At 39.1% G+C, this 18,677-nt stretch carries 18 protein-coding genes; 6 read left to right on the top strand and 12 right to left on the bottom strand.

Going from position 1 to position 18,677, the window contains the following annotated elements:
* The first annotated feature begins 295 nt into the window (after positions 1-295).
* Positions 296-2,782, top strand: coding sequence for a bifunctional diguanylate cyclase/phosphodiesterase (locus AVFI_RS00415; RefSeq protein ID WP_252653952.1), 2,487 nt, complete (start codon positions 296-298; stop codon positions 2,780-2,782).
* Positions 2,783-2,805: 23 nt separating this feature from the next.
* Here AVFI_RS00415 and AVFI_RS00410 read toward each other — a convergent pair whose 3' ends face one another.
* Complete coding sequence (locus AVFI_RS00410; protein WP_005416953.1) at positions 2,806-3,441, bottom strand: bifunctional 4-hydroxy-2-oxoglutarate aldolase/2-dehydro-3-deoxy-phosphogluconate aldolase; 636 nt, start codon at positions 3,439-3,441, stop codon at positions 2,806-2,808.
* A gap of 156 nt (positions 3,442-3,597) precedes the next feature.
* Between AVFI_RS00410 and AVFI_RS00405 the strand changes: the two genes are divergently transcribed.
* Positions 3,598-4,608, top strand: a complete 1,011-nt coding sequence (locus AVFI_RS00405; RefSeq protein ID WP_155655286.1) for a hypothetical protein — start codon at positions 3,598-3,600, stop codon at positions 4,606-4,608.
* Positions 4,609-4,619: 11 nt separating this feature from the next.
* The gene (locus AVFI_RS00400; protein WP_188863322.1) at positions 4,620-5,207 is read left to right on the top strand and encodes a tRNA-uridine aminocarboxypropyltransferase; all 588 of its coding nucleotides are present in this window, start codon (positions 4,620-4,622) and stop codon (positions 5,205-5,207) included.
* Here the strand turns inward: AVFI_RS00400 and AVFI_RS00395 are convergent.
* The 4 genes from AVFI_RS00395 to ftnA all read right to left on the bottom strand — a co-directional run bounded on the left by AVFI_RS00395 (position 5,197) and on the right by ftnA (position 10,014).
* Positions 5,197-7,692 carry a bifunctional diguanylate cyclase/phosphodiesterase gene (locus AVFI_RS00395; RefSeq protein WP_188863323.1) on the bottom strand — a complete coding sequence of 832 codons (2,496 nt, stop codon included), beginning with the start codon at positions 7,690-7,692 and terminating at the stop codon, positions 5,197-5,199. The genes AVFI_RS00400 and AVFI_RS00395 overlap by 11 nt on opposite strands.
* Positions 7,693-7,808: 116 nt before the next feature.
* Entirely contained in the window at positions 7,809-8,993 is a 1,185-nt protein-coding gene (locus AVFI_RS00390) for a BaiN/RdsA family NAD(P)/FAD-dependent oxidoreductase (RefSeq protein WP_199414884.1), read from the bottom strand.
* Positions 8,994-9,041: 48 nt separating this feature from the next.
* The gene (gene uspB / locus AVFI_RS00385) at positions 9,042-9,380 is read right to left on the bottom strand and encodes a universal stress protein UspB (protein ID WP_012532818.1); all 339 of its coding nucleotides are present in this window, start codon (positions 9,378-9,380) and stop codon (positions 9,042-9,044) included.
* Between the two features lie 106 nt (positions 9,381-9,486).
* The gene (gene ftnA, locus AVFI_RS00380; RefSeq protein WP_012532788.1) at positions 9,487-10,014 is read right to left on the bottom strand and encodes a non-heme ferritin; all 528 of its coding nucleotides are present in this window, start codon (positions 10,012-10,014) and stop codon (positions 9,487-9,489) included.
* Positions 10,015-10,196: 182 nt separating this feature from the next.
* Between ftnA and AVFI_RS00375 the strand changes: the two genes are divergently transcribed.
* The gene (locus AVFI_RS00375; RefSeq protein ID WP_054775392.1) at positions 10,197-10,628 is read left to right on the top strand and encodes a universal stress protein; all 432 of its coding nucleotides are present in this window, start codon (positions 10,197-10,199) and stop codon (positions 10,626-10,628) included.
* Here the strand turns inward: AVFI_RS00375 and AVFI_RS00370 are convergent.
* Positions 10,625-11,404: a class I SAM-dependent methyltransferase gene (locus AVFI_RS00370; protein WP_017019547.1), complete on the bottom strand. Its 780-nt coding sequence runs from the start codon at positions 11,402-11,404 to the stop codon at positions 10,625-10,627. The two genes, AVFI_RS00375 and AVFI_RS00370, sit on opposite strands and share 4 nt — an antisense overlap.
* Before the next feature lie 140 nt (positions 11,405-11,544).
* Here AVFI_RS00370 and asnC point away from each other — a divergent pair, with 140 nt between their 5' ends.
* Entirely contained in the window at positions 11,545-12,006 is a 462-nt protein-coding gene (asnC, locus tag AVFI_RS00365; protein WP_012532760.1) for a transcriptional regulator AsnC, read from the top strand.
* 1,257 nt (positions 12,007-13,263) lie between these two features.
* Here asnC and hemN read toward each other — a convergent pair.
* The 5 genes from hemN to AVFI_RS00340 all read right to left on the bottom strand — a co-directional run bounded on the left by hemN (position 13,264) and on the right by AVFI_RS00340 (position 17,198).
* On the bottom strand, positions 13,264-14,637 hold the full coding sequence (gene hemN / locus AVFI_RS00360) for an oxygen-independent coproporphyrinogen III oxidase (RefSeq protein ID WP_054776016.1): 1,374 nt from the start codon (positions 14,635-14,637) through the stop codon (positions 13,264-13,266).
* Between the two features lie 108 nt (positions 14,638-14,745).
* Positions 14,746-15,237 (bottom strand): DUF2489 domain-containing protein, encoded by a 492-nt coding sequence (locus AVFI_RS00355; protein ID WP_012532708.1) that lies wholly within the window; start codon positions 15,235-15,237, stop codon positions 14,746-14,748.
* A gap of 2 nt (positions 15,238-15,239) precedes the next feature.
* Complete coding sequence (gene yihI / locus AVFI_RS00350) at positions 15,240-15,785, bottom strand: Der GTPase-activating protein YihI (protein WP_005416931.1); 546 nt, start codon at positions 15,783-15,785, stop codon at positions 15,240-15,242.
* Positions 15,785-16,426 (bottom strand): class I SAM-dependent methyltransferase, encoded by a 642-nt coding sequence (locus AVFI_RS00345; RefSeq protein WP_188863325.1) that lies wholly within the window; start codon positions 16,424-16,426, stop codon positions 15,785-15,787. The genes yihI and AVFI_RS00345 overlap by 1 nt, the downstream gene beginning before the upstream one ends.
* Before the next feature lie 154 nt (positions 16,427-16,580).
* The gene (locus AVFI_RS00340) at positions 16,581-17,198 is read right to left on the bottom strand and encodes a c-type cytochrome (RefSeq protein WP_011260948.1); all 618 of its coding nucleotides are present in this window, start codon (positions 17,196-17,198) and stop codon (positions 16,581-16,583) included.
* A gap of 288 nt (positions 17,199-17,486) precedes the next feature.
* Between AVFI_RS00340 and yihA the strand changes: the two genes are divergently transcribed.
* Positions 17,487-18,134 (top strand): ribosome biogenesis GTP-binding protein YihA/YsxC, encoded by a 648-nt coding sequence (gene yihA, locus AVFI_RS00335; protein WP_005416925.1) that lies wholly within the window; start codon positions 17,487-17,489, stop codon positions 18,132-18,134.
* Positions 18,135-18,553: 419 nt separating this feature from the next.
* On the opposite strand, the gene AVFI_RS20495 is transcribed toward yihA, so the two are convergent.
* Positions 18,554-18,601, bottom strand: coding sequence for a hypothetical protein (locus AVFI_RS20495; protein ID WP_439903470.1), 48 nt, complete (start codon positions 18,599-18,601; stop codon positions 18,554-18,556).
* Between the last annotated feature and the right edge of the window lie 76 nt (positions 18,602-18,677).

Below are 18,677 nucleotides of genomic sequence, written 5' to 3'. Positions count from 1 at the left end.
GGGTCTAGGGTCTAGGGTCTAGGGTCTAGGGTCTAAAAAATAATATAACTGGTGTTGTAATACCAACACCAGTCTTCTCGCTTTTTCCTATTCCTTTAACAAAGCGCACTCAACTCTCATCTCTACTTTAAACGTAAAACTGAACAATCTCTCGCCATCCAACAATTGAGACATATTTCTCTTTTCTATTGCTGATAGCATACGCGACTCCATTCTATTAAATGTGATTCTGGTCGCTATTTTTATGTCATGTAAAAACAACATATCTCTAAGGTTTGCTATTACCATTCCATTTATGATCATTTTTACTTTGATCATGACAGTGGTACTTAACAGTCAAGCAAGCATTTATAGAGACATGATCAGTCACATCAGTGAAAAGTTATTAGATTCTTCCTCTCGTAGTATCGATGCGGCTCTTTACCATCAATTAGAAGACCCATTAAACGCCAATATCAATATGCGCAATACGATTGAGCGTAATGAGCTTTATTTGCCAGAAAATGCTAAGAAGCTACAGCGTTACCTAAATCAAAACTTAAAAAAAGAAGTCAGTACTCTGAACCAAGTTGATATCATTGGTTACGGAAGTCAACAAGGCGATTACATTGGTTTTAGAAAAAACAGAAGTGATAACACCATATCTTTATTTTTAAAAAAGCAAAATATAGACAATCATCTATATATTTATAATGGGGATAACTCAAATACCCCAATACTTAACATAATCAAAAATTATGACCCTAGACTTCGACCTTGGTATCAAAAGTCACTCGAAGATCCGAAAGCTCGATGGAGTGATATTTATACCAATGTAGAAGAAAATGCGTCCTCTCTATTGTCGGCCATAGCTCCTGTTTATAATAAAAATAAAGAACTTGAAGGCGTTATTACAACAGATGTTTTACTGACTTCGTTTAATACTTTTCTAGATCAGGAAGCCGATGAAATCAACGGAAACATCTCTATTGTTGATAGTAATGGAACCGTCTGGCTACATTCAGATCATACGCCTAATGCGCCAATGCATCATGATATCTACCACATAGACACCATTGAGAACTCAGTAGTTAAAGAGACGATTCTATATATGGAAAAAGTAGGATTTGATAATGCATTACAAGAAAAAATAATCTCATTAAATATTGATGGCCAAAAGCACTTTATGATGATCAGTCCTTTCCGGAAACGTATTCCTGTTGAAGGCTATATCATTGCATCAATACCTGAATCAACCCTACTTGGTGCATTGCCACAGCGACGACAGTTCACCATTATTAGTACCGTTATCGCCTGTCTTATCGCTTTCGTACTTGCGATTTATGTCATTCGAAAATTAATAAAGCCGATTATTGATACGGCTAATTCAGCAAAAGAGCTAGCTCAAGGTAATTGGGATACACCTTTACCAATTAATTGCACAACTCAAGAAGTCATGGTTCTCACTCGTTCGTTTAAATTTATGGCAAACAACCTAAAACGATCGTTTCAAGAACTACAAGATAAAGTAACTTATGATTCACTGACTCATCTATACAGTCGAACAGGTCTTGATAACGTTATCTCTCCTGCTATTACTGATAAATCGGGACTCATCTCTTTTACCATTAATGACTTTCGAGACATCAATGATTCTGTTGGACACTTAAGTGGTGACCATCTTCTTGTTGATATTTCAGAACGATTAAAAACCCATTACCAAGACCAAAATATTGAAATAGCCCGCATTGGCGGCGCTGAGTTTGCTCTTTTCTTTTATCATATTGATGATATTCAAGAGTTAATTAATTACGCCCAGCAACTGCAGTCTATATTTAATACCCCTATACAGTCCGCCTCTGGTGAGGTTGTTATCCAATTATCTACGGGATTGGTGTATCAACTCGATAATCACGATGCTATGCATTGGTTACGTAGTGCTAGTTTGGCACTTGCTCATGCGCAAAGTAAATCAAACAAACTGGCGGTATTCGAACCTTATATGGCCGATATCTCTCAGAAAAAAACCAAGCTAGCTGCAGAGCTATCGCACGCAATAAAAAATGAAGAGTTACTCCCTTACTATCAACCATTAGTGAATTTTGAAGACGGTAAAATTCATGGTGCCGAAGCGTTAATTCGTTGGCATTCACCACAGCGAGGGCTTATCTCTCCTAATGAATTTATTCCTTTAGCGGAAGATAACGGCATGATAATCAATATTGGTCGTATGGTATTAAGACAAGCGTGCATCGACACTGCACAGAAAATTGCATCAGGTGAATGGCCAGAAGACTTTGTTATGCATGTAAATGTATCAACAGAGCAACTGCATGATGGAAATAGCTTTCAACGCTTACAAGATGCGTTAATAGAATCCGGTCTTAAACCTAAAAACTTAAGTTTAGAAATCATTGAATCTCGTTTATTAAATAACGATATTTTTATTATTGAATTGTTAAATAAGGTTCGAGCGCTTGGTGTGCATATTGCAATTGATGATTTTGGTACAGGCTACTCGTCACTTTCATACTTACACACACTGCCCTTTGATTGCTTGAAAATCGACCGCTCATTTGTGAAAAGCTTAACTCGTGAAAATGCCGACACATCAATAACGAGTGCGATTATTCATATGGCAAAGGGGTTTAATGTATCCATTGTAGCGGAAGGAATTGAAACAAAAGAACAAGCAGAGATATTGCGTTCATTAGGCTGTGATATTGCACAAGGTTACTTATACAGTAAACCATTACCAATAGAACAATGGGAAGAGTTGTCACACCTAATACATAAGGCATAGATGTGACAAATATAGAGATACGATTACTTAATTAGTTCAACCGCTTCTTTTGCTAATAACGTTACTTTATTCCAATCTTTTGCTGCTACTGCATCTTTTGGTAGCATCCAAGAACCACCCACAGTGGCCACACAATCTAATGCTGTGTAATCATTGACATTCTGTGGATTAATGCCACCAGTTGGACAGAATTGAACTTGTGGTAATGGTGCAGCCATCGCTTTCAATACTGATGGACCACCAAATGCACTTGCAGGGAAAAACTTAAGATGAGAGTAACCTAATTCGATTGCTCGAATCACCTCAGAAGGCGTTGCAACACCTGGAATTAGTGGAACATCCGCTGTTTTAGCATGGGCTAACAAACTTGGTGTAAACCCTGGAGAAATAATAAATTGAGCACCTGCTTCAACAGCTTGGTCATACTGATGCGTACTAATCACAGTACCAGCGCCTACCAATGCTTTTGGCATCGCTTTACGAATTGCAGTAATTGCTTCTAAAGCAACCGCTGTTCGAAGCGTAATTTCGAACACATTAATTCCACCAGCTGCAAGTGCTTGAGCCATTGGTACAGCGTCTTCCAATTGTTCGATAACCATAACAGGAACAACTGGTGATGCACTAAATACGTCTGAAGGCGAAAGGTTCCAACTCATATTTTTTCTTAGCTCTCTTTACTCATTTAAAATAACCCCGGCATTTTACGCTAAAATCCTACTAATAGCTCTGACAAAGGTGAATTTTCACGCATTTATCATGTCCTATGGCATACTCACTCCCAGAGTTAAACCAACCATGTTGAGAATCCTATAATGAAAACATCATTAACCGCTCTAATTAGTGCCACATTGCTATTATTGACTGGGTGCAGCCAACAAACATCAGCATCTAAAAATAATATGGTAGCTCAACAAAATGAGATTAACTCACCTCATACTTTTATGTTGAGAGGTACAGTAATCATTGGTCATGAGTCTCAAAGTATTCAACCTTGTAATAGTGATCAACAGTACTGGGTAAACCTATCTCCAAGACAATGGAAAGCTGGAACAGACATTCAATCAAGACCTTACCAAGCAATGTATGGTGAATTTATTGGTCATTTTGAAGCCCCACCTAAAGGCGGTTTTTCTAGCGACTACCCAGCTCGATTTGTTGTGTCGCATATTAATCGTTTAGTTGCAGGGGAAGGCCCAAGTTGTGCCCAACCACCACAACCAACCAAAGCATTTGGTAATGAACCGTTTTGGAATATGCAGGTAAAAAATGGGGAATTAACCTTTTCTAAAATGGGAAATCAAACCCAAAAACAACCTATCACCAAACAGGAATTTACTCCGACAAGACGAGAATACCAAAGCGAGAATTTCTCGTTAATCATGACAAAAGGCTTGTGCAACGACAGCATGGTTGAGTCTATTTATGGTTGGAATTCTGAAGTTACGATCAATGATACAACTTATAAAGGTTGTGGAACATTAGCACCCAAAGATACTACGCTTAATTGGGTTGGTACTTACCAAGGAACCAGTACGCTAACAACACCTGGCCTAAATATTAATCTGGTTTTAAATCCTGATCACTCAGCAATCACTACCTATGATAATCAAACAGGTGAAGAGCCATTAGTTGAGACGGGAGTATGGCAGGCAACTCGTGATGACCATGTGCATGTATTAATGAGCCGTCATCAACGCCAGTACTTAATTGCTGAGCGAACATTCACTAAAAAAGGAAAACAAATTCATACGGATAAAGAAACGGTGAATGGCGTTACCTTTCCAATAAAATCAGGGTTAACCCTGTTTTCAACCAGTCAATAATGGACATATTCATGACCTGTTCTACTTGTGGATTTACTCATAATTGTATTTGTGCGCATCAACCAAATTTAAGCTCGAACATTGAGTTTGCATTGCTCTATCATGAAAATGAGCGCCACAAGCTCACCAATACAGGAAAATTGATCCGCAATAGCCTGTCCAATACAACGGAATATACATGGCAACGAAAAGAACCACCTCAAGAACTTATTAATAAAATAAACCAAGCAGATACTGAAACCTGGTTACTCTTCCCAAGTAAAGAGCCAGTTCTCAGTGGTGATTTTCACCACCGATATGACCCAAGCAAAAAACAACTTTTTGTACTGCTCGATGCGACATGGCAAGAAGCAAAAAAAATGGTGAATAAAAGTCCTTGGTTAAACGCATTACCTTGCTTGGAGATTCAAACTGATGAGGCATCTCGCTATCATTTACGTAGGAATCAAAGTGAAGGTAATCTATGTACGTGCGAAGCAGGAATTGAAGTCTTAGAGATGGTAAAAGAGCCAGAGAATGCTCAAGCTCTTTCATGTTATTACGATCAATTTTTAACGGTGTTCCAAGCTGAACGAAGTGGACATAAATTTACGTCTTAATGTGTAACGATTTAGGCCCACCTAAAAAGTAACCTTGTAAGTAATCCACGCCCATATCTTCAACAATTGAACATACCTCTTGGTTATGAACAAACTCGGCCACAGCTTTGGCATCTAATACATGACAAAGCTGTACCATTTGCTGAGAGATCAAACGCTGTCGCTTATCTTGATGTACATTTTTGATAATTGAACCATCAAGCTTAATAACCTGAGGCTCTAATTTCATGATCGCATCAATATTGGAATAACCTGAACCGAAATCATCAATAATAATTCGCGCACCTAAACGTCGGAAATGATTACACACCTCAATGATATGTCCATAATCTTGAATTTGTTCCGTTTCTAACACTTCAAACCCCACTCTCATTGGGTTATCTAAACGGATCATGGATGACTCTAATAAATCCAGAGTTCTATCACTTAATAAATCTTGAGGAGATAAATTAATCGAGAATGTCAGATCATTCGATTGCATGATCTCAAAGATACTCGAAATCATTTCTCGGCTTAAGCGAGTATAAAGATGCGTCCCCTCAACAGCCGGTAAAAACTGTCCCGGTGCAAATATTTGATCGTCTTCTTGAATTCGCATTAAACATTCTGTTGATGCCAATTCATGTGTATGCGCTTTAAAAATAGGTTGGCCATAAACCAGTACGCCTTTTTGAGAAATCGCTCGGTTAACACAAGTAAGCCAATCCAATTGATTTTGACGGGAACGCTCTTCTTTCATTAACTCTCTGGCATTACACAAATGACGATTACGACGCATAGCAATTCGTCTTGCCTCTACGGTTTTTAGAATTAAGTCTTCAGAAGCAATGGTTGGAAAATCACGTCGACTAATAAGACCACCAGAGATAGAAACACTTAAATAATCCACATCATCTAAACCATAAGGTTCAAAATTTTCATGCTCTAGTTTTTCAATAAAACCAGTAATCTGCTTACGTAATACCTCACTGGCAGTATCACTATTAAATATGACACCCCACTCAGCAATACCAATACTGTAGAGCTCAATTTCAGACTCAATCGCTAAGCCTAGATGCTCTTTCATATAATAACTAATATCTTGCAGTAACTTATCACCAACATGGTAACCATACTTTTCATTCACTTGGCTTAAATTGGTTAATTTAAAAGAGAGTAAATGATCCGTTAGCGCTATATGGGAAAGTCGCTCTTTCAATACCGTGCGATTAAGTAACCCCGTTCTTCTGTCTGTGCGGTAGGTTTGAATTAAACGCAATGACTGCTCTCTAATTTTATCTTCCAATTCAGAAGTCATATGATCCAAATCTTGAATTGAATTTTTAATTAATGAAAACAGAGGCGTTAAATTATGAACTCGTGGCGCACGAGAAAAAGTATCGTATTCTGATGCGACGTCTTCTGATTCACTTAACGCAAGATAGGTTAAACTGTGGTGTAAAATCTGCTGATTATGAGATCGGAAAAACTCTCCCATTCCATAAACACCCTGACATAAACCAACGTCAGAAAACGCCTGTAACTCTGTTGATTCAGTGCTATTTTCAATCCGCGATTCACAGTTATAAATAAAAATAGATTCAGGTCTTCGATTCGCCAAACGAGCCGCACCTTGATTCACTTGCTCTTGTGTTAATGACGGATGGTAATACGATAATCTAACCTCATCACCAACAGGCACTTCAGCAGAAAACAATAAATGCCCTTCTTTGGTTATTGATTCAACCGTATTAATAATGCGTGCCGTCTCTTCCTCTAGCATTAAAGGAAAAGCTTGAATCTGGCTAAGCGCAAGTGGTTTGTTGTCAGCTAAGTACTTACAATAAAAATCGTACGCAGGAATATGGTCAATCGCTTTAACCACTCGACCTTCAGAAGCAGTAACTCGAAAATATTTACCAATCGGATTCCATTCAACAAAAGCTTCATACCAAGCCTGTAATTTCTCACCATGTAAAGCAACCGCAACGATTTGGTCTTGATAAAATTCACCATTAAACAGAACCCAAGCTCCTTCACCTGTATTCGTCGCTACACAGCCCGATACAGGAACAATGTAAGCTTGCTCAGAAAAAGCTTCAAAGAGTTTGTAATTACTTGCAGAGCCATAACAACTAAAGGCAATAACGCTTTTTGTCGTCTGATTAACGGATAATTTTCTTAATAATTGATGACCAACAAGTGGTTCATTCTCACCATGGACAATTGACGCTGATGTCACGGTTGAAGAATCAAAAGTAGAGATAGATACAATGGTTGATTGGGTAAATACCGAGGAATTAATACTGGTATGAATTGCGCTGAGACCAACGATCTCAGCGTGAGGAAATAAGCACTGTAAAAAAGAATGATAAGTAGAGACTTCTTCCATCGATTGAGAAGAGAATATCTGAATTAAACATCCTGATGCCCTCTCTATTAATAGTGAATCACACTCTTCTTTAAGATGCGTAATGCTTTGAACACTAAATGAGAGAGTTTGCATTATTTATTAAGCCCTTATAAAAATAAAATTAACAACATGTCATCCATAACTGAAACGGTAGAAACGTATGCGTTTTATAAAATTAAGGCGAACAAAGGTGCAAAAAATGGAACTAACTACACATTAATTCCTGCTACATATCCGCTAGACCATGCCCATTGGAAATTATAGCCACCAAGCCAACCGCTCACATCCATGACTTCACCGACAAAATACAAGCCAGGTACTTTCTTAGATTCCATTGTTTTTGAAGACAATTCGTCTGTATTTACCCCACCTAATGTCACCTCAGCTGTTCTGTAGCCTTCTGTTCCATTTGGTAAAACTTGCCATTTGTGAAGTAAAGAGCATAACTCTTGTTGCTCTTTTGGATTGACTTGTTTTAGAGATCGCTCATTAAAAATAGTCTTATTTAGCAAAGTTTCAACTACTCTTTTGGGTAATAATTTTGCAAGTGAATTCTTGATGCTTTGATTTGGGTTGCTCTCTCGCATTTTGTCTAGTTCTTCACTTAAATCGTCATTAGGAAGAAGGTCAATCGTTACCCTTTGTCCTGCTTTCCAATAAGACGAAATTTGTAAAATAGACGGGCCAGATAAACCACGATGAGTAAACAATAAGTTTTCTTTAAAGCTGCTACCGTTCTCTGATTCCACAACAACAGGAATCGCAATACCAGACAGTTCAGAAAATGCTTCTTTATCTTCTTTATGCAGTGTGAATGGCACTAAGCCCGCAGTCGTTGGTATCATAGAAAGTCCAAACTGCTCAGCAATCTGATAACCAAATGGCGTTGCACCTAATTTTGGCATCGATAAACCACCCGTTGCGACCACCAGAGATTCACACGCTAACTCATCAGAATCAAGCATGAGCGTAAAGCCTGTGTCCGTTTTTTCAATGTCAGAGATTTCACAGCGATAACGGTAATTAACACCAACTAATTCACACTCTTTAAGCAACATATCGACAATCTCTTTTGCTGAATCAACACAGAAAAGTTGCCCATGTTCGCGCTCTTCAAACTCAATTCCGTATTTAGAGATCAAAGAGATAAAGTCCCAGTTGGTGTACTGAGATAAAGCCGATTTTACAAAGTGAGGGTTTTGACAGACATAGTTACTCGCAGTCACATCGTAATTAGTGAAATTACAGCGACCACCACCTGAAATAAGGATTTTACGCCCCGGTTTTTTTGCATGATCAACAACTAATACTGAACGACCACGCTTAGCGGCTTCTGCTGCACACATTAATCCGGCAGCACCGGCACCGATAACGACTACGTCTACTTTTTTCATGACACTCTCACCCAAATTTAATTGGCATGGAGTGTACTATTATCAGCGCTAGATGCCCAAACTAATTACTAAGAAAAACACCGCAACACTAACAACCAGTAGCGCACTAGATAACATAAATAGATAACGAGCTTTCTCACATTTAAATACAAAGAGCGTATCATGATGATCGAGATACTCTTCTTGCCATAAATAATGAAGTAATTTGGTCTGCTTACCAAAATTTCCATGAGTGGTGAAAAAACCACGTCCATCAACCTGCTGATACAGCAATGGATGTGCCTCTCTCATAACAAAAAGAAGGGTTTTTAATGTACTTAGGTATCGAATTATATTAATACCTGTCACTGTAAATAACGCTAATAAAATTAGGTCGCCACTGATCATACTCACCTCCGACATACTTGTCTAAAGTGCTAGATAAGCAACAACCTATATTTACTGCCTCATCTACTTTTTATCATAGTTGGCATACGACTTTCTGGTGTATAGCTTACCCAGCAGTACTATCCATGATAGATGAAGATCCAGATTTAGCTAAAACAGCGAGGTCTTTATCAATAAAGAACAGCGCTTTACCATCTTCACCTACTAGGTCAATTTTATCTAAAATTCCTTTGAATAATTTTTCTTCTTCATGCTGCTCAGCAACATACCATTGAAGGAAATTAAACGTTGAGTAGTCTTGAGAAGTAAAAGCTACATGAGCTAATTTGTTGATCTCTTGAGTGATCATTTGCTCATGCTCTAACGTTGTACGAAATACATCACCAAGGCCAGAGAATTCCGATTGTGGTGCTTCAATTGCACCTAAAATTGGCATTGCACCGGTTTCGCTAACATAAGTAAACAAACGTTGCATATGCTCCATTTCTTCCGCTGCGTGAGCTCGGAAAAACTCAGCTGCGCCATCAAAACCTTTATCTTCACACCAAGCACTCATCTGTAAGTATAGATTAGATGAGAAAAATTCTAGATTAATTTGTGCATTTAGGTGATCAACCATAGTTTGAGCTAACATTTTTAGATTCCTTTATGAGCTATTTTCATCTGAAATTTTAACAATTATATCATATATCCCTCGTTCTTTGATTAATCAATAACTATCAATCAGAACGAGATCTAAACGACAAAAAAAGAACAATTCTGGTGCTAATCTATAGTTATCAAATAATTCAATTTTGAATTTAAAGGAGATATATCATGAGTTACCAACACATTCTTGTTGCTGTTGATTTAACAGAAGAGAGCAAGGCACTAGTAAGTAAAGCCGTTGGTCTTGCAAAAGCGTTAGATGCTAAAGTTTCTTTTATTCATATTGATGTTAGCTATGCAGAGCTTTATACCGGTCTGATTGATATCAACCTAGCAGAAACACAACACCAAGCAATGGAAGCCTCAAAAGAAGCGATGAAACATCTGGTGGAATTTGCGGATTATCCTATCCACAAAACATTGGTAAGTAGTGGTGATTTAAGCAATGAATTGACTGAAGCCATTGAAAATCTTGATGTGAACTTAGTGGTCTGTGTCTGTGGGCACCACCAAGACTTCTGGAGTAAATTACTATCATCAACCAGACAAGTGATTAATACCTGTCCGATTGATGTATTAGTGGTTCCATTTAAAGATTAAGCCATCGCGGCATTAACGTAAACATCGAAACGGTTCTTTTTCGTTTCAATCGCCATTGATGGTTTTTGATTATCTAACCACTCTGCGTAATCAGGGCGCTTAACGACCACTCGTTTTGTCGCCATCAATAATGCCGGTGCCAACAGTGCATCGGCATCATTATCTGCACCAACTAAAGATTGGAAGACACGCATTTCTTTTTTTACTAATGCGCTTTTCTTTTTGTTCACCGGATGCGGATACATAGGGTCTAAATACACAACATCTGGCTGCACAAAATCATCTTGAGCCATCAATTGCTCTAATGCATCATGACTTGAAGCGTGTAATAACGACATGCGCTCAGCAACCCACACGCCTATCTCAGCGTCTTGTTTTGCTCGAGCTAATCCATCATCCAGCAATGCGGCAACAACAGGATGACGCTCAACCATTTGCACTTTACAGCCAAGAGATGCCAATACAAACGCATCTCGACCTAACCCTGCAGTCCCATCAAGAACAATAGGTGTCGCACCTTTGTTTAAACCAACAGCTTTCGCAATAGATTGTCCTTTACCGCCACCAAATTTACGACGATGAGCCACTGCTCCCGATACTAGATCAACAAAAATTGCACCAAGTTTTGGTTCATCACGTTTACGCAATTCCAGTTGTTTATCGGTTAATACCAACGCAAATACATTATCTTCATCGTGCTTTAATCCCCAGCGAGCGGCAATGGCCTCTAACTCAGATTGACGATTTGGATCTTCAGACAATAACGCTATTTGCACAGGGCACTCCAACAAGCTTAATAATTAGGAACAGTCAGTGCCTATGGTAATGGATATTAATAAAAACGACTAGATAAAGTGCTCGCCGAATCTCTTATCTTAAGGTAATTTAAAGATTGCCCATTATGTAAGGATGCATCATGAACCAAACCAGCAAAATCGATGATCTCGACCGAGATATTTTACAAGCGTTAATGAATGATGCTCGAACCCCTTACGCTGAACTTGCAAAACGCTTTGATGTCAGCCCTGCAACCATTCATGTTCGTATTGAAAAAATGAAAGCGGCTAACATTATTGAAGGTACAGAAGTGGTCGTGAACCCAAAAACCTTAGGCTACGATGTATGCTGCTTTATTGGTATTAACCTATACGCGGCACGTGACTATCATTCAGCCTTAGCGAAACTCGATGCCTTAGAGGAAGTGGTTGAAGCCTATTACACTACAGGTGCTTACAACATCTTCGTAAAGCTGATGTGTAAGAGCATTGAAGAGCTGCAATATGTGTTGATTGATAAACTTCAAGCGATTGAAGAAGTGCAATCGACGGAGACGCTGATCTCGCTGCAGAATCCTATTAGTCGTAATGTGAAGCCTTAAGAGCAGGGTTCAGATCGGTCGCAAGCTTCCTTAAAGGGTTCAGGGGTACTCGCTGTAATCACTGCACAAAACAGAAAATAACAATACCTGAAGCCTGCAAGCAAAGCGTCCTGAAACCTTGCTCTTACTCGTCCCTTAAAGGCGAAGTCCGTACTCGTGTCTCGTCTCTAGTTACTCCTTACCAACCCCTCCTAACCTCCCCTTATATCAACATTACTAATCTCATTAGTTTCTCTCTCAAGGGGAGGAACAGTATTGTAATCGTTACAATTACAGCACCAAAGGTGGTTCTCCCCCTTTAACACTGAATCATTTAAATCGATCAAGCTAATACAAGGGGGAGTTAGAGGGGGTTGCTAATACCCAAAACTAAAAATAATCAATCCTGAGACCTGCAAGCGAAGCGCCCTGAAACCTTGCTCTTAAAAACAAAAAACCGCAGGTGCATTAACACCTACGGTTTCAAATTTGCAAACAAGTCGCAATGCTCTTACTCGCCCCTTAAGGACGAAGTCCGTACTCGTATCTCGTCTCTAGTTATTCCTTACCAACCCCTCCTAACCTCCCCTTATATCAACATTACTAATCTCATTAGTTTCTCTCTCAAGGGGAGGAACAGTATTGTCATCGTTGTAATTACAGCACCAAAGATGGTTCTTCCCCTTTAACGCTGAATCATTTAAATCGATCAAGCTAATACAAGGGGGAGTTAGAGGGGGTTGCTAGTACCAAGGCTAGAAATAACCAATCCTGAAAGCGAAGCGCTCTGAAACCTTGCTCTTAAAAACAAAAAACCGCAGGTGCATAAACACCTACGGTTTCAAATTTGCAAACAAATCACAATGCTCTTACTCGCCCCTTAAGGACGAAGTCCGCACTCGTATCTCGTCTCTAGTTATTCCTTACCAACCCCTCCTAGCCTCCCCTTATATCAACATTACTAATCTCATTAGTTTCTCTCTCAAGGGGAGGAACAGTATTGTAATCGTTGTAATTACAGCACCAAAGAGGGTTCTCCCCCTTTAACGCTGAATCATTTAAATCGATCAAGCTAATACAAGGGGGAGTTAGAGGGGGTTGCTAATACCCAAAGCTAAAAAATAACCAATCCTGAAAGCGAAGCGCTCTGAAACCTTGCTCTTAAAAACAAAAAACCGCAGGTGCATAAACACCTACGGTTTCAAATTTGCAAACAAATCACAATGCTCTTACTCGCCCCTTAAGGACGAAGTCCGCACTCGCTTCTCGTCCCTACGCTTAGATAACTCTCGAAAACTGCTGCTGACGAGCACGATCACGTAAGTACTTATCAAAACACATACAGATATTACGGATCAGAAGACGGCCACGAAGCTCAACATCAATACGACCTTCATGCATCGTCACTAACTCATCATTAATGAAAGTTTGCAGTAATTTAATGTCTTCAGCAAAGTACGTATCAAAGTCTAAATTAAACTCTGCTTCAATCGCTTTGGTATCTAGAGTGAAGTTACAAATCAGTTGTTTAATCACTTCACGGCGAATTAAATCATCACTATCTAAAGCCACACCACGCCATAAAGCATGACGCTGTTCATCAACTTGTGCGTAATATTCTTTTAGATCTTTCTTATTCTGAGCGTAGCTATCACCAATCATTGAAATCGCTGATACACCCATACCTAATAAGTCACACTCACCTTGGGTAGTGTAACCTTGGAAATTACGGTGAAGAACCCCTTCACGCTGCGCCACAGCCAATTCATCATCAGGTAAAGCAAAGTGATCCATACCGATGAATTGATAGCCAGCACCTGTTAATGTTTCAATCGTCTCTTGAAGCATTACTAGCTTTTCAGCTGGCGCAGGTAGATCGGCATCTTTAATTTTACGTTGAGCAGCAAACAGAGTTGGCATGTGCGCATAGTTAAATACAGATAGACGACCCGGTTCCATCTCTAGTACACGTTTGATCGTATTAGCTAGTGAATCAGCAGATTGCTTTGGTAAGCCGTAGATTAAATCAAGGTTCGTTGAGCGGAAGCCAAGATCCTTAGCACGTTGTACCATCTGAATAATGAAGTCTTCATCTTGGTCGCGGTTAACCAACTGCTGTACTTCTTTATTGAAATCTTGAACACCAATACTTAAACGATTGAACCCTTCATCACGTAAGTGATCCAGCATATCCAATTCGATTTCACGAGGGTCAACTTCGATACTGATTTCAGCGCCATCTTCAAACTGGAATTCACCACGTAATAAAGTCATTAAACGAGTGAATTGAACTTTAGTTAGAAACGTTGGTGTACCGCCACCAAAGTGCAATTGCGTTACTTTACGATCCGTAAATAGTGCCGCACGTTGACGAATTTCAAGTTCTAGTGAATCAAGGTAAATATCCGCTTTATGGTGATGACGAGTGATCACCTTATTACAGCCACAGAAGTAGCACAGTTTGTGACAAAACGGGATGTGGATATAAAGAGAAAGTGGGCGCTCAGGATACTGAGTACATGCCATATCAAATTCAGCAGGAGTATACGCTTCGTGGAACTCTAAAGCTGTTGGGTAAGAGGTGTAACGCGGACCTGAGTAGTTATACTTCTCAATGATCTCTTGGTCCCATACTATTTGTTGATTTGACATGACTTACTTCCATCTCTTTATATCTGCACTGACACGATTACCCTGCATCATAAAACATCTGCTTCATAAAGCCGATGACTTCAATGCAGTAGTAAATAGAAGTGTCGATCAGATCATTTTAATATCAATATTTTGATTCAGTGGTTTAACGCGATCATGTAATTGTTGAATCTCTTCTTTAATCGCATCTTGTAGGCGAGCTTCCGCTTTAGTTCGAACCAAGTTATCTTTCATTCGATCTTTTTTTGCGAGTTCTTGTCTTTCATCGCCACGCGCCATGTCTTTAACAACATGGTATAACTCAGATAATGCTGGGTATTCTTTTTCTACATCAATACGTTCATCTTCTTGCAGATAATCCATGATGCAGTACAAACGAATAGAGAGCTCTGAGAAATCACATCGGTCTTGAAGACCGGCTTGGCAAAGTAATACCACATTCTCAAAAATATTGGCGTTACGTTTCTGTATCGCCAATTTTCTATGTTGTTCTTGCAGTTCTTTTTGCTTTTTTAACTTCATCAGTAAACTGCCAGCATAACCGGCTAACGCAAGAATAATTGCACCACCAAGCAGTGCTAACAGGGTTACTGTAGACATAATTATTTAAAATCATCCATATTGAAGTCATCAAATTCCGCTAGAAGATCATCATCGCTTTTTGCTTTACGCTCTGCGAACTCTGGGAACTCTTCAATTTCTTCAGGCTCTTCGTCATCTAATAGACCTAAACGACCCATTAGGTGTTCAATGCGAGCCAGTTTTTCATCTACATATTTCTGTAGACCAGTACCTAGGTTCTCACCACTGTCTAGACGATCTAAAAGAACCATTAGTTGCGCATCATTTTCTAACATTGCTAGTTCTTGCTCGTTAGTCAGACGACGTTCTTGCTTAGTTGTTTTTTGCTTTGCATCAACAACTAGCTGAATTGGTTTTTTACTACCAATACGTGGATCTTTTTTCTGTGCATTACGACGAGCTTGCTCTGCGTTGCTTTCTGCATTACGAGCACCGGCTTTTAGACCTTTACGTTTTCTTTTACGCTTAAGTTCACGACTTTCAACATCACGGTCTGTACGGTTACGAGTAACAACAACTGGTTGGCTCGACATTCCCGGCTTACGGGCTTTTTTAATACGGCTCATTACTGGGTTTTCCTCAGTAAAATGACATCTTTTCCAACAAACTCCAGTTCAAGTTGATATTGCTTGGCAATAAACTTAAAGGTTTCAATGCTAAAAAAGCTGACATGGGTTAAATCATTTTTGTAATGCCAAGTGGCAAACGCGCTTTCGTCCCTGGCTAGTTTCGTCATGATACCTAACCAACCTCCAGGTTTTACCAAGCTCAATAACAATTCCAGTTCGTTTTGAGGTTGATAAAAATGCTCAACAGCTTCTGTACAACTGACGAAGTCATACTGCTTATTCAGCACGCTCTTATCTGGGGCGTAATAAATATCATAGAGTTCGACGTGGTGACCGACCTCTCTCATCATATGAGCAAGTAAAGGTCCAGGACCACACCCAAAGTCTAGTCCTTGTTGAGGTGTCTCACCAACACGTGACAACAAAGGCTCTGCAAATCGTGATAAGAAGGTTCTATACCCTTCATCGTCAAGATTATTTTCATGGAGGTCATAGTGAGCTTTTTCGTTCTCTGCATCTAAACGGTCAGACTCATCCACATAAACAAGATGACATTGCTGGCATCGATAATATCGACGTCGCTTATCTTGATGGAAATCATCAGCCTTAGAATGTTGACACAAAGGGCAAGATTGCATGTGAACCCACTCCACTACCTGAAAATTCTAGGGCGGGAAGTATACCCGATACTGGTGCAAAGATAATCGTTTTAACCGATTTTTTAATAAAAAAAACAGCTACGAGAGCTGCTTCTTTAAATTTAGACGTAATGATGATGCGAATTACATTAAATTAATGCAGTCCACCCACATATTTCGATAACGTATCAATGTCTTCATCAGTCAGTTTTTTCGCAATATCACGCATCATTGCATTCATATCATTTGCACGATCTGCTGAACGGAATTTCTCTAGTTGTGCTTTCACATAATCAGCATGTTGACCAGAGATTTTAGGGAAGCCAGATAGTGATGTACCGTTACCACGAGGACCATGACATGCAACACACGCAGTAATACCACGCTCCATATCACCCGCTAAATACAAGGCTTTACCTTCTGGAATCACCTCTTCTGGTGTTGTATTGTCAGCCATTGGTAACGAGGCAAAATAGGCTGATAAATCCATAATATCTTGCTCTGTTAATGGCATTGCCATACCACTCATTACTGGCTCTAGACGACCTTGCTTACCTTGAGTTTCCATTCCTAACTTAAATTCTTTAAGTTGCTTCTCAAGATAGCCGGCGTGTTGGCCTGCAATATTCGGATATTGAGTCAAAGTACTGTTGCCTTCTTGACCATGACAAGCGGCACATGTTGCAGATTTTTGCTTCCCAGCTTCGATATCTCCTTGAGCCCATGTTGAGCAACTAGCTAGGAGAGTTAATATCAGCGCTAATTTTTTCATGACATTCCATTTATTATTATCGTTCCTGCACAATGAGTTACTCTTTTTAACAAGATTTATTTACATTGTGTTGGATATTAAGCTTCCAGTACCGCTCTAAATTGGCTACAGCATGATACAATGAGCGGCCTTTACCGTTTTCATTCTAAGTTTGTCACTAAAAAGTTAATAATGACTAACTTGATGCGGTTATTTTACACATTTTCACAAAAAAGTAATCAGCTGACTACAATAATCCAACTTGGATCATTATCTACAGCTTGGTTTTAGTCGAGACGGAGTTAACCAGTGAGCAAAACTATTCACTACCAAAAGACGCATTTCATTACGAGTGCACCAGATATTCGCCATCTACCTGAAGATGAAGGTATTGAAGTTGCCTTCGCTGGCCGTTCTAATGCGGGTAAATCAAGCGCATTAAATCGCTTAACCAACCAGAAAAGCCTAGCAAAGACTTCTAAAACACCTGGTCGTACTCAGCTTATTAACTTGTTTAAAGTTGAAGAAAACTGTCATATCGTTGATTTACCGGGATATGGTTTCGCTCAAGTACCACTTGAGATGAAAAAGAAATGGCAGAAATCGTTAGGTGAATACCTACAAAAACGTCAATGTTTACAAGGCTTGGTTGTGTTAATGGATATTCGTCATCCACTAAAAGACATCGACCAACAACTTGTTTTCTGGGCTGTAGACCAAAATATCCCAGTACAGATCCTATTAACGAAAGCAGACAAGCTGAAAAGCGGTGCTCGTAAAGCACAGGTGCTTAAAGTTCGTGAAGCTGCTGTTGATTTTGGTGGTGAAGTTGAAGTTGATGCGTTTTCATCTTTAAAAGGCATTGGTGTTGATAAGCTGCGCGCTAAATTAGATGAGTGGTTTGCACCTGCTTTTGAGCTAGATGATGAATTCATCGAAGATCTGGATGCTGAATAACCCTATTTAGCACTATTACCCACTCCGATGAGTAATTCATTAGTTTTGGGGAAATAAAAACCCCACCTTAAGTAAGGTGGGGAAATGGGAGAGATAAAGAGGTTGTTATTATTTTTCTGCCGCGCATCATGCTACAAATCCGCTACATATCCAACCCATCAGCATCTATCTATTTTTAATTAAATCAATAAGATTAAAAAGCACTCAAAAAAACACACTTAAATTGAAGCAAATCAAATAAATTAATTTAAAATCAAAGCATTAAGATAATTAAAAAAATAAATTATCAATTCAGTAACGTGTAATAAAAATTACATATTGTGGGAAAATTACAAGAAGCGAAAAACACAGATAAGAGTTTTTAGAAGGCCAGAAAGAAAAAACGCCCCAGTCAAAAAGGTTGACTGAGGCGGCTGAATTTAGCCAAATTCAATAACGTGAAACAAAAGGTCTGAAAGATAGAACATCTTTACCTCTGTACCCTACGCAGACAAATGTACAACAAACGAACAGTTTTGAAAACCTTTATTTGTAATTTTTTTT

The sequence above is a fragment of the Aliivibrio fischeri ATCC 7744 = JCM 18803 = DSM 507 genome (genome assembly GCF_023983475.1).
GTDB classification, from domain to species: Bacteria; Pseudomonadota; Gammaproteobacteria; order Enterobacterales; family Vibrionaceae; genus Aliivibrio; species Aliivibrio fischeri.
Note: the sequence above shows the minus strand (reverse complement) of the source record. Positions and strands in the feature narration are given on the sequence as shown.

What these genes read in the sequence shown, in the direction of transcription:
- AVFI_RS00375 (WP_054775392.1), top strand. Translation starts at nt 10,197, where the DNA reads ATGAGTTACCAACACATTCTTGTTGCTGTTGATTTAACAGAAGAGAGC.
- yihI (WP_005416931.1), bottom strand. Translation starts at nt 15,785, where the DNA reads ATGAGCCGTATTAAAAAAGCCCGTAAGCCGGGAATGTCGAGCCAACCA.
- hemN (WP_054776016.1), bottom strand. Translation starts at nt 14,637, where the DNA reads ATGTCAAATCAACAAATAGTATGGGACCAAGAGATCATTGAGAAGTAT.
- AVFI_RS00410 (WP_005416953.1), bottom strand. Translation starts at nt 3,441, where the DNA reads ATGAGTTGGAACCTTTCGCCTTCAGACGTATTTAGTGCATCACCAGTT.
- AVFI_RS00395 (WP_188863323.1), bottom strand. Translation starts at nt 7,692, where the DNA reads ATGCAAACTCTCTCATTTAGTGTTCAAAGCATTACGCATCTTAAAGAA.
- asnC (WP_012532760.1), top strand. Translation starts at nt 11,545, where the DNA reads ATGAACCAAACCAGCAAAATCGATGATCTCGACCGAGATATTTTACAA.
- AVFI_RS00355 (WP_012532708.1), bottom strand. Translation starts at nt 15,237, where the DNA reads ATGTCTACAGTAACCCTGTTAGCACTGCTTGGTGGTGCAATTATTCTT.
- AVFI_RS00390 (WP_199414884.1), bottom strand. Translation starts at nt 8,993, where the DNA reads ATGAAAAAAGTAGACGTAGTCGTTATCGGTGCCGGTGCTGCCGGATTA.
- AVFI_RS00400 (WP_188863322.1), top strand. Translation starts at nt 4,620, where the DNA reads ATGACCTGTTCTACTTGTGGATTTACTCATAATTGTATTTGTGCGCAT.
- ftnA (WP_012532788.1), bottom strand. Translation starts at nt 10,014, where the DNA reads ATGTTAGCTCAAACTATGGTTGATCACCTAAATGCACAAATTAATCTA.
- AVFI_RS00340 (WP_011260948.1), bottom strand. Translation starts at nt 17,198, where the DNA reads ATGAAAAAATTAGCGCTGATATTAACTCTCCTAGCTAGTTGCTCAACA.
- AVFI_RS00415 (WP_252653952.1), top strand. Translation starts at nt 296, where the DNA reads ATGATCATTTTTACTTTGATCATGACAGTGGTACTTAACAGTCAAGCA.
- AVFI_RS00345 (WP_188863325.1), bottom strand. Translation starts at nt 16,426, where the DNA reads ATGCAATCTTGCCCTTTGTGTCAACATTCTAAGGCTGATGATTTCCAT.
- AVFI_RS00405 (WP_155655286.1), top strand. Translation starts at nt 3,598, where the DNA reads ATGAAAACATCATTAACCGCTCTAATTAGTGCCACATTGCTATTATTG.
- uspB (WP_012532818.1), bottom strand. Translation starts at nt 9,380, where the DNA reads ATGATCAGTGGCGACCTAATTTTATTAGCGTTATTTACAGTGACAGGT.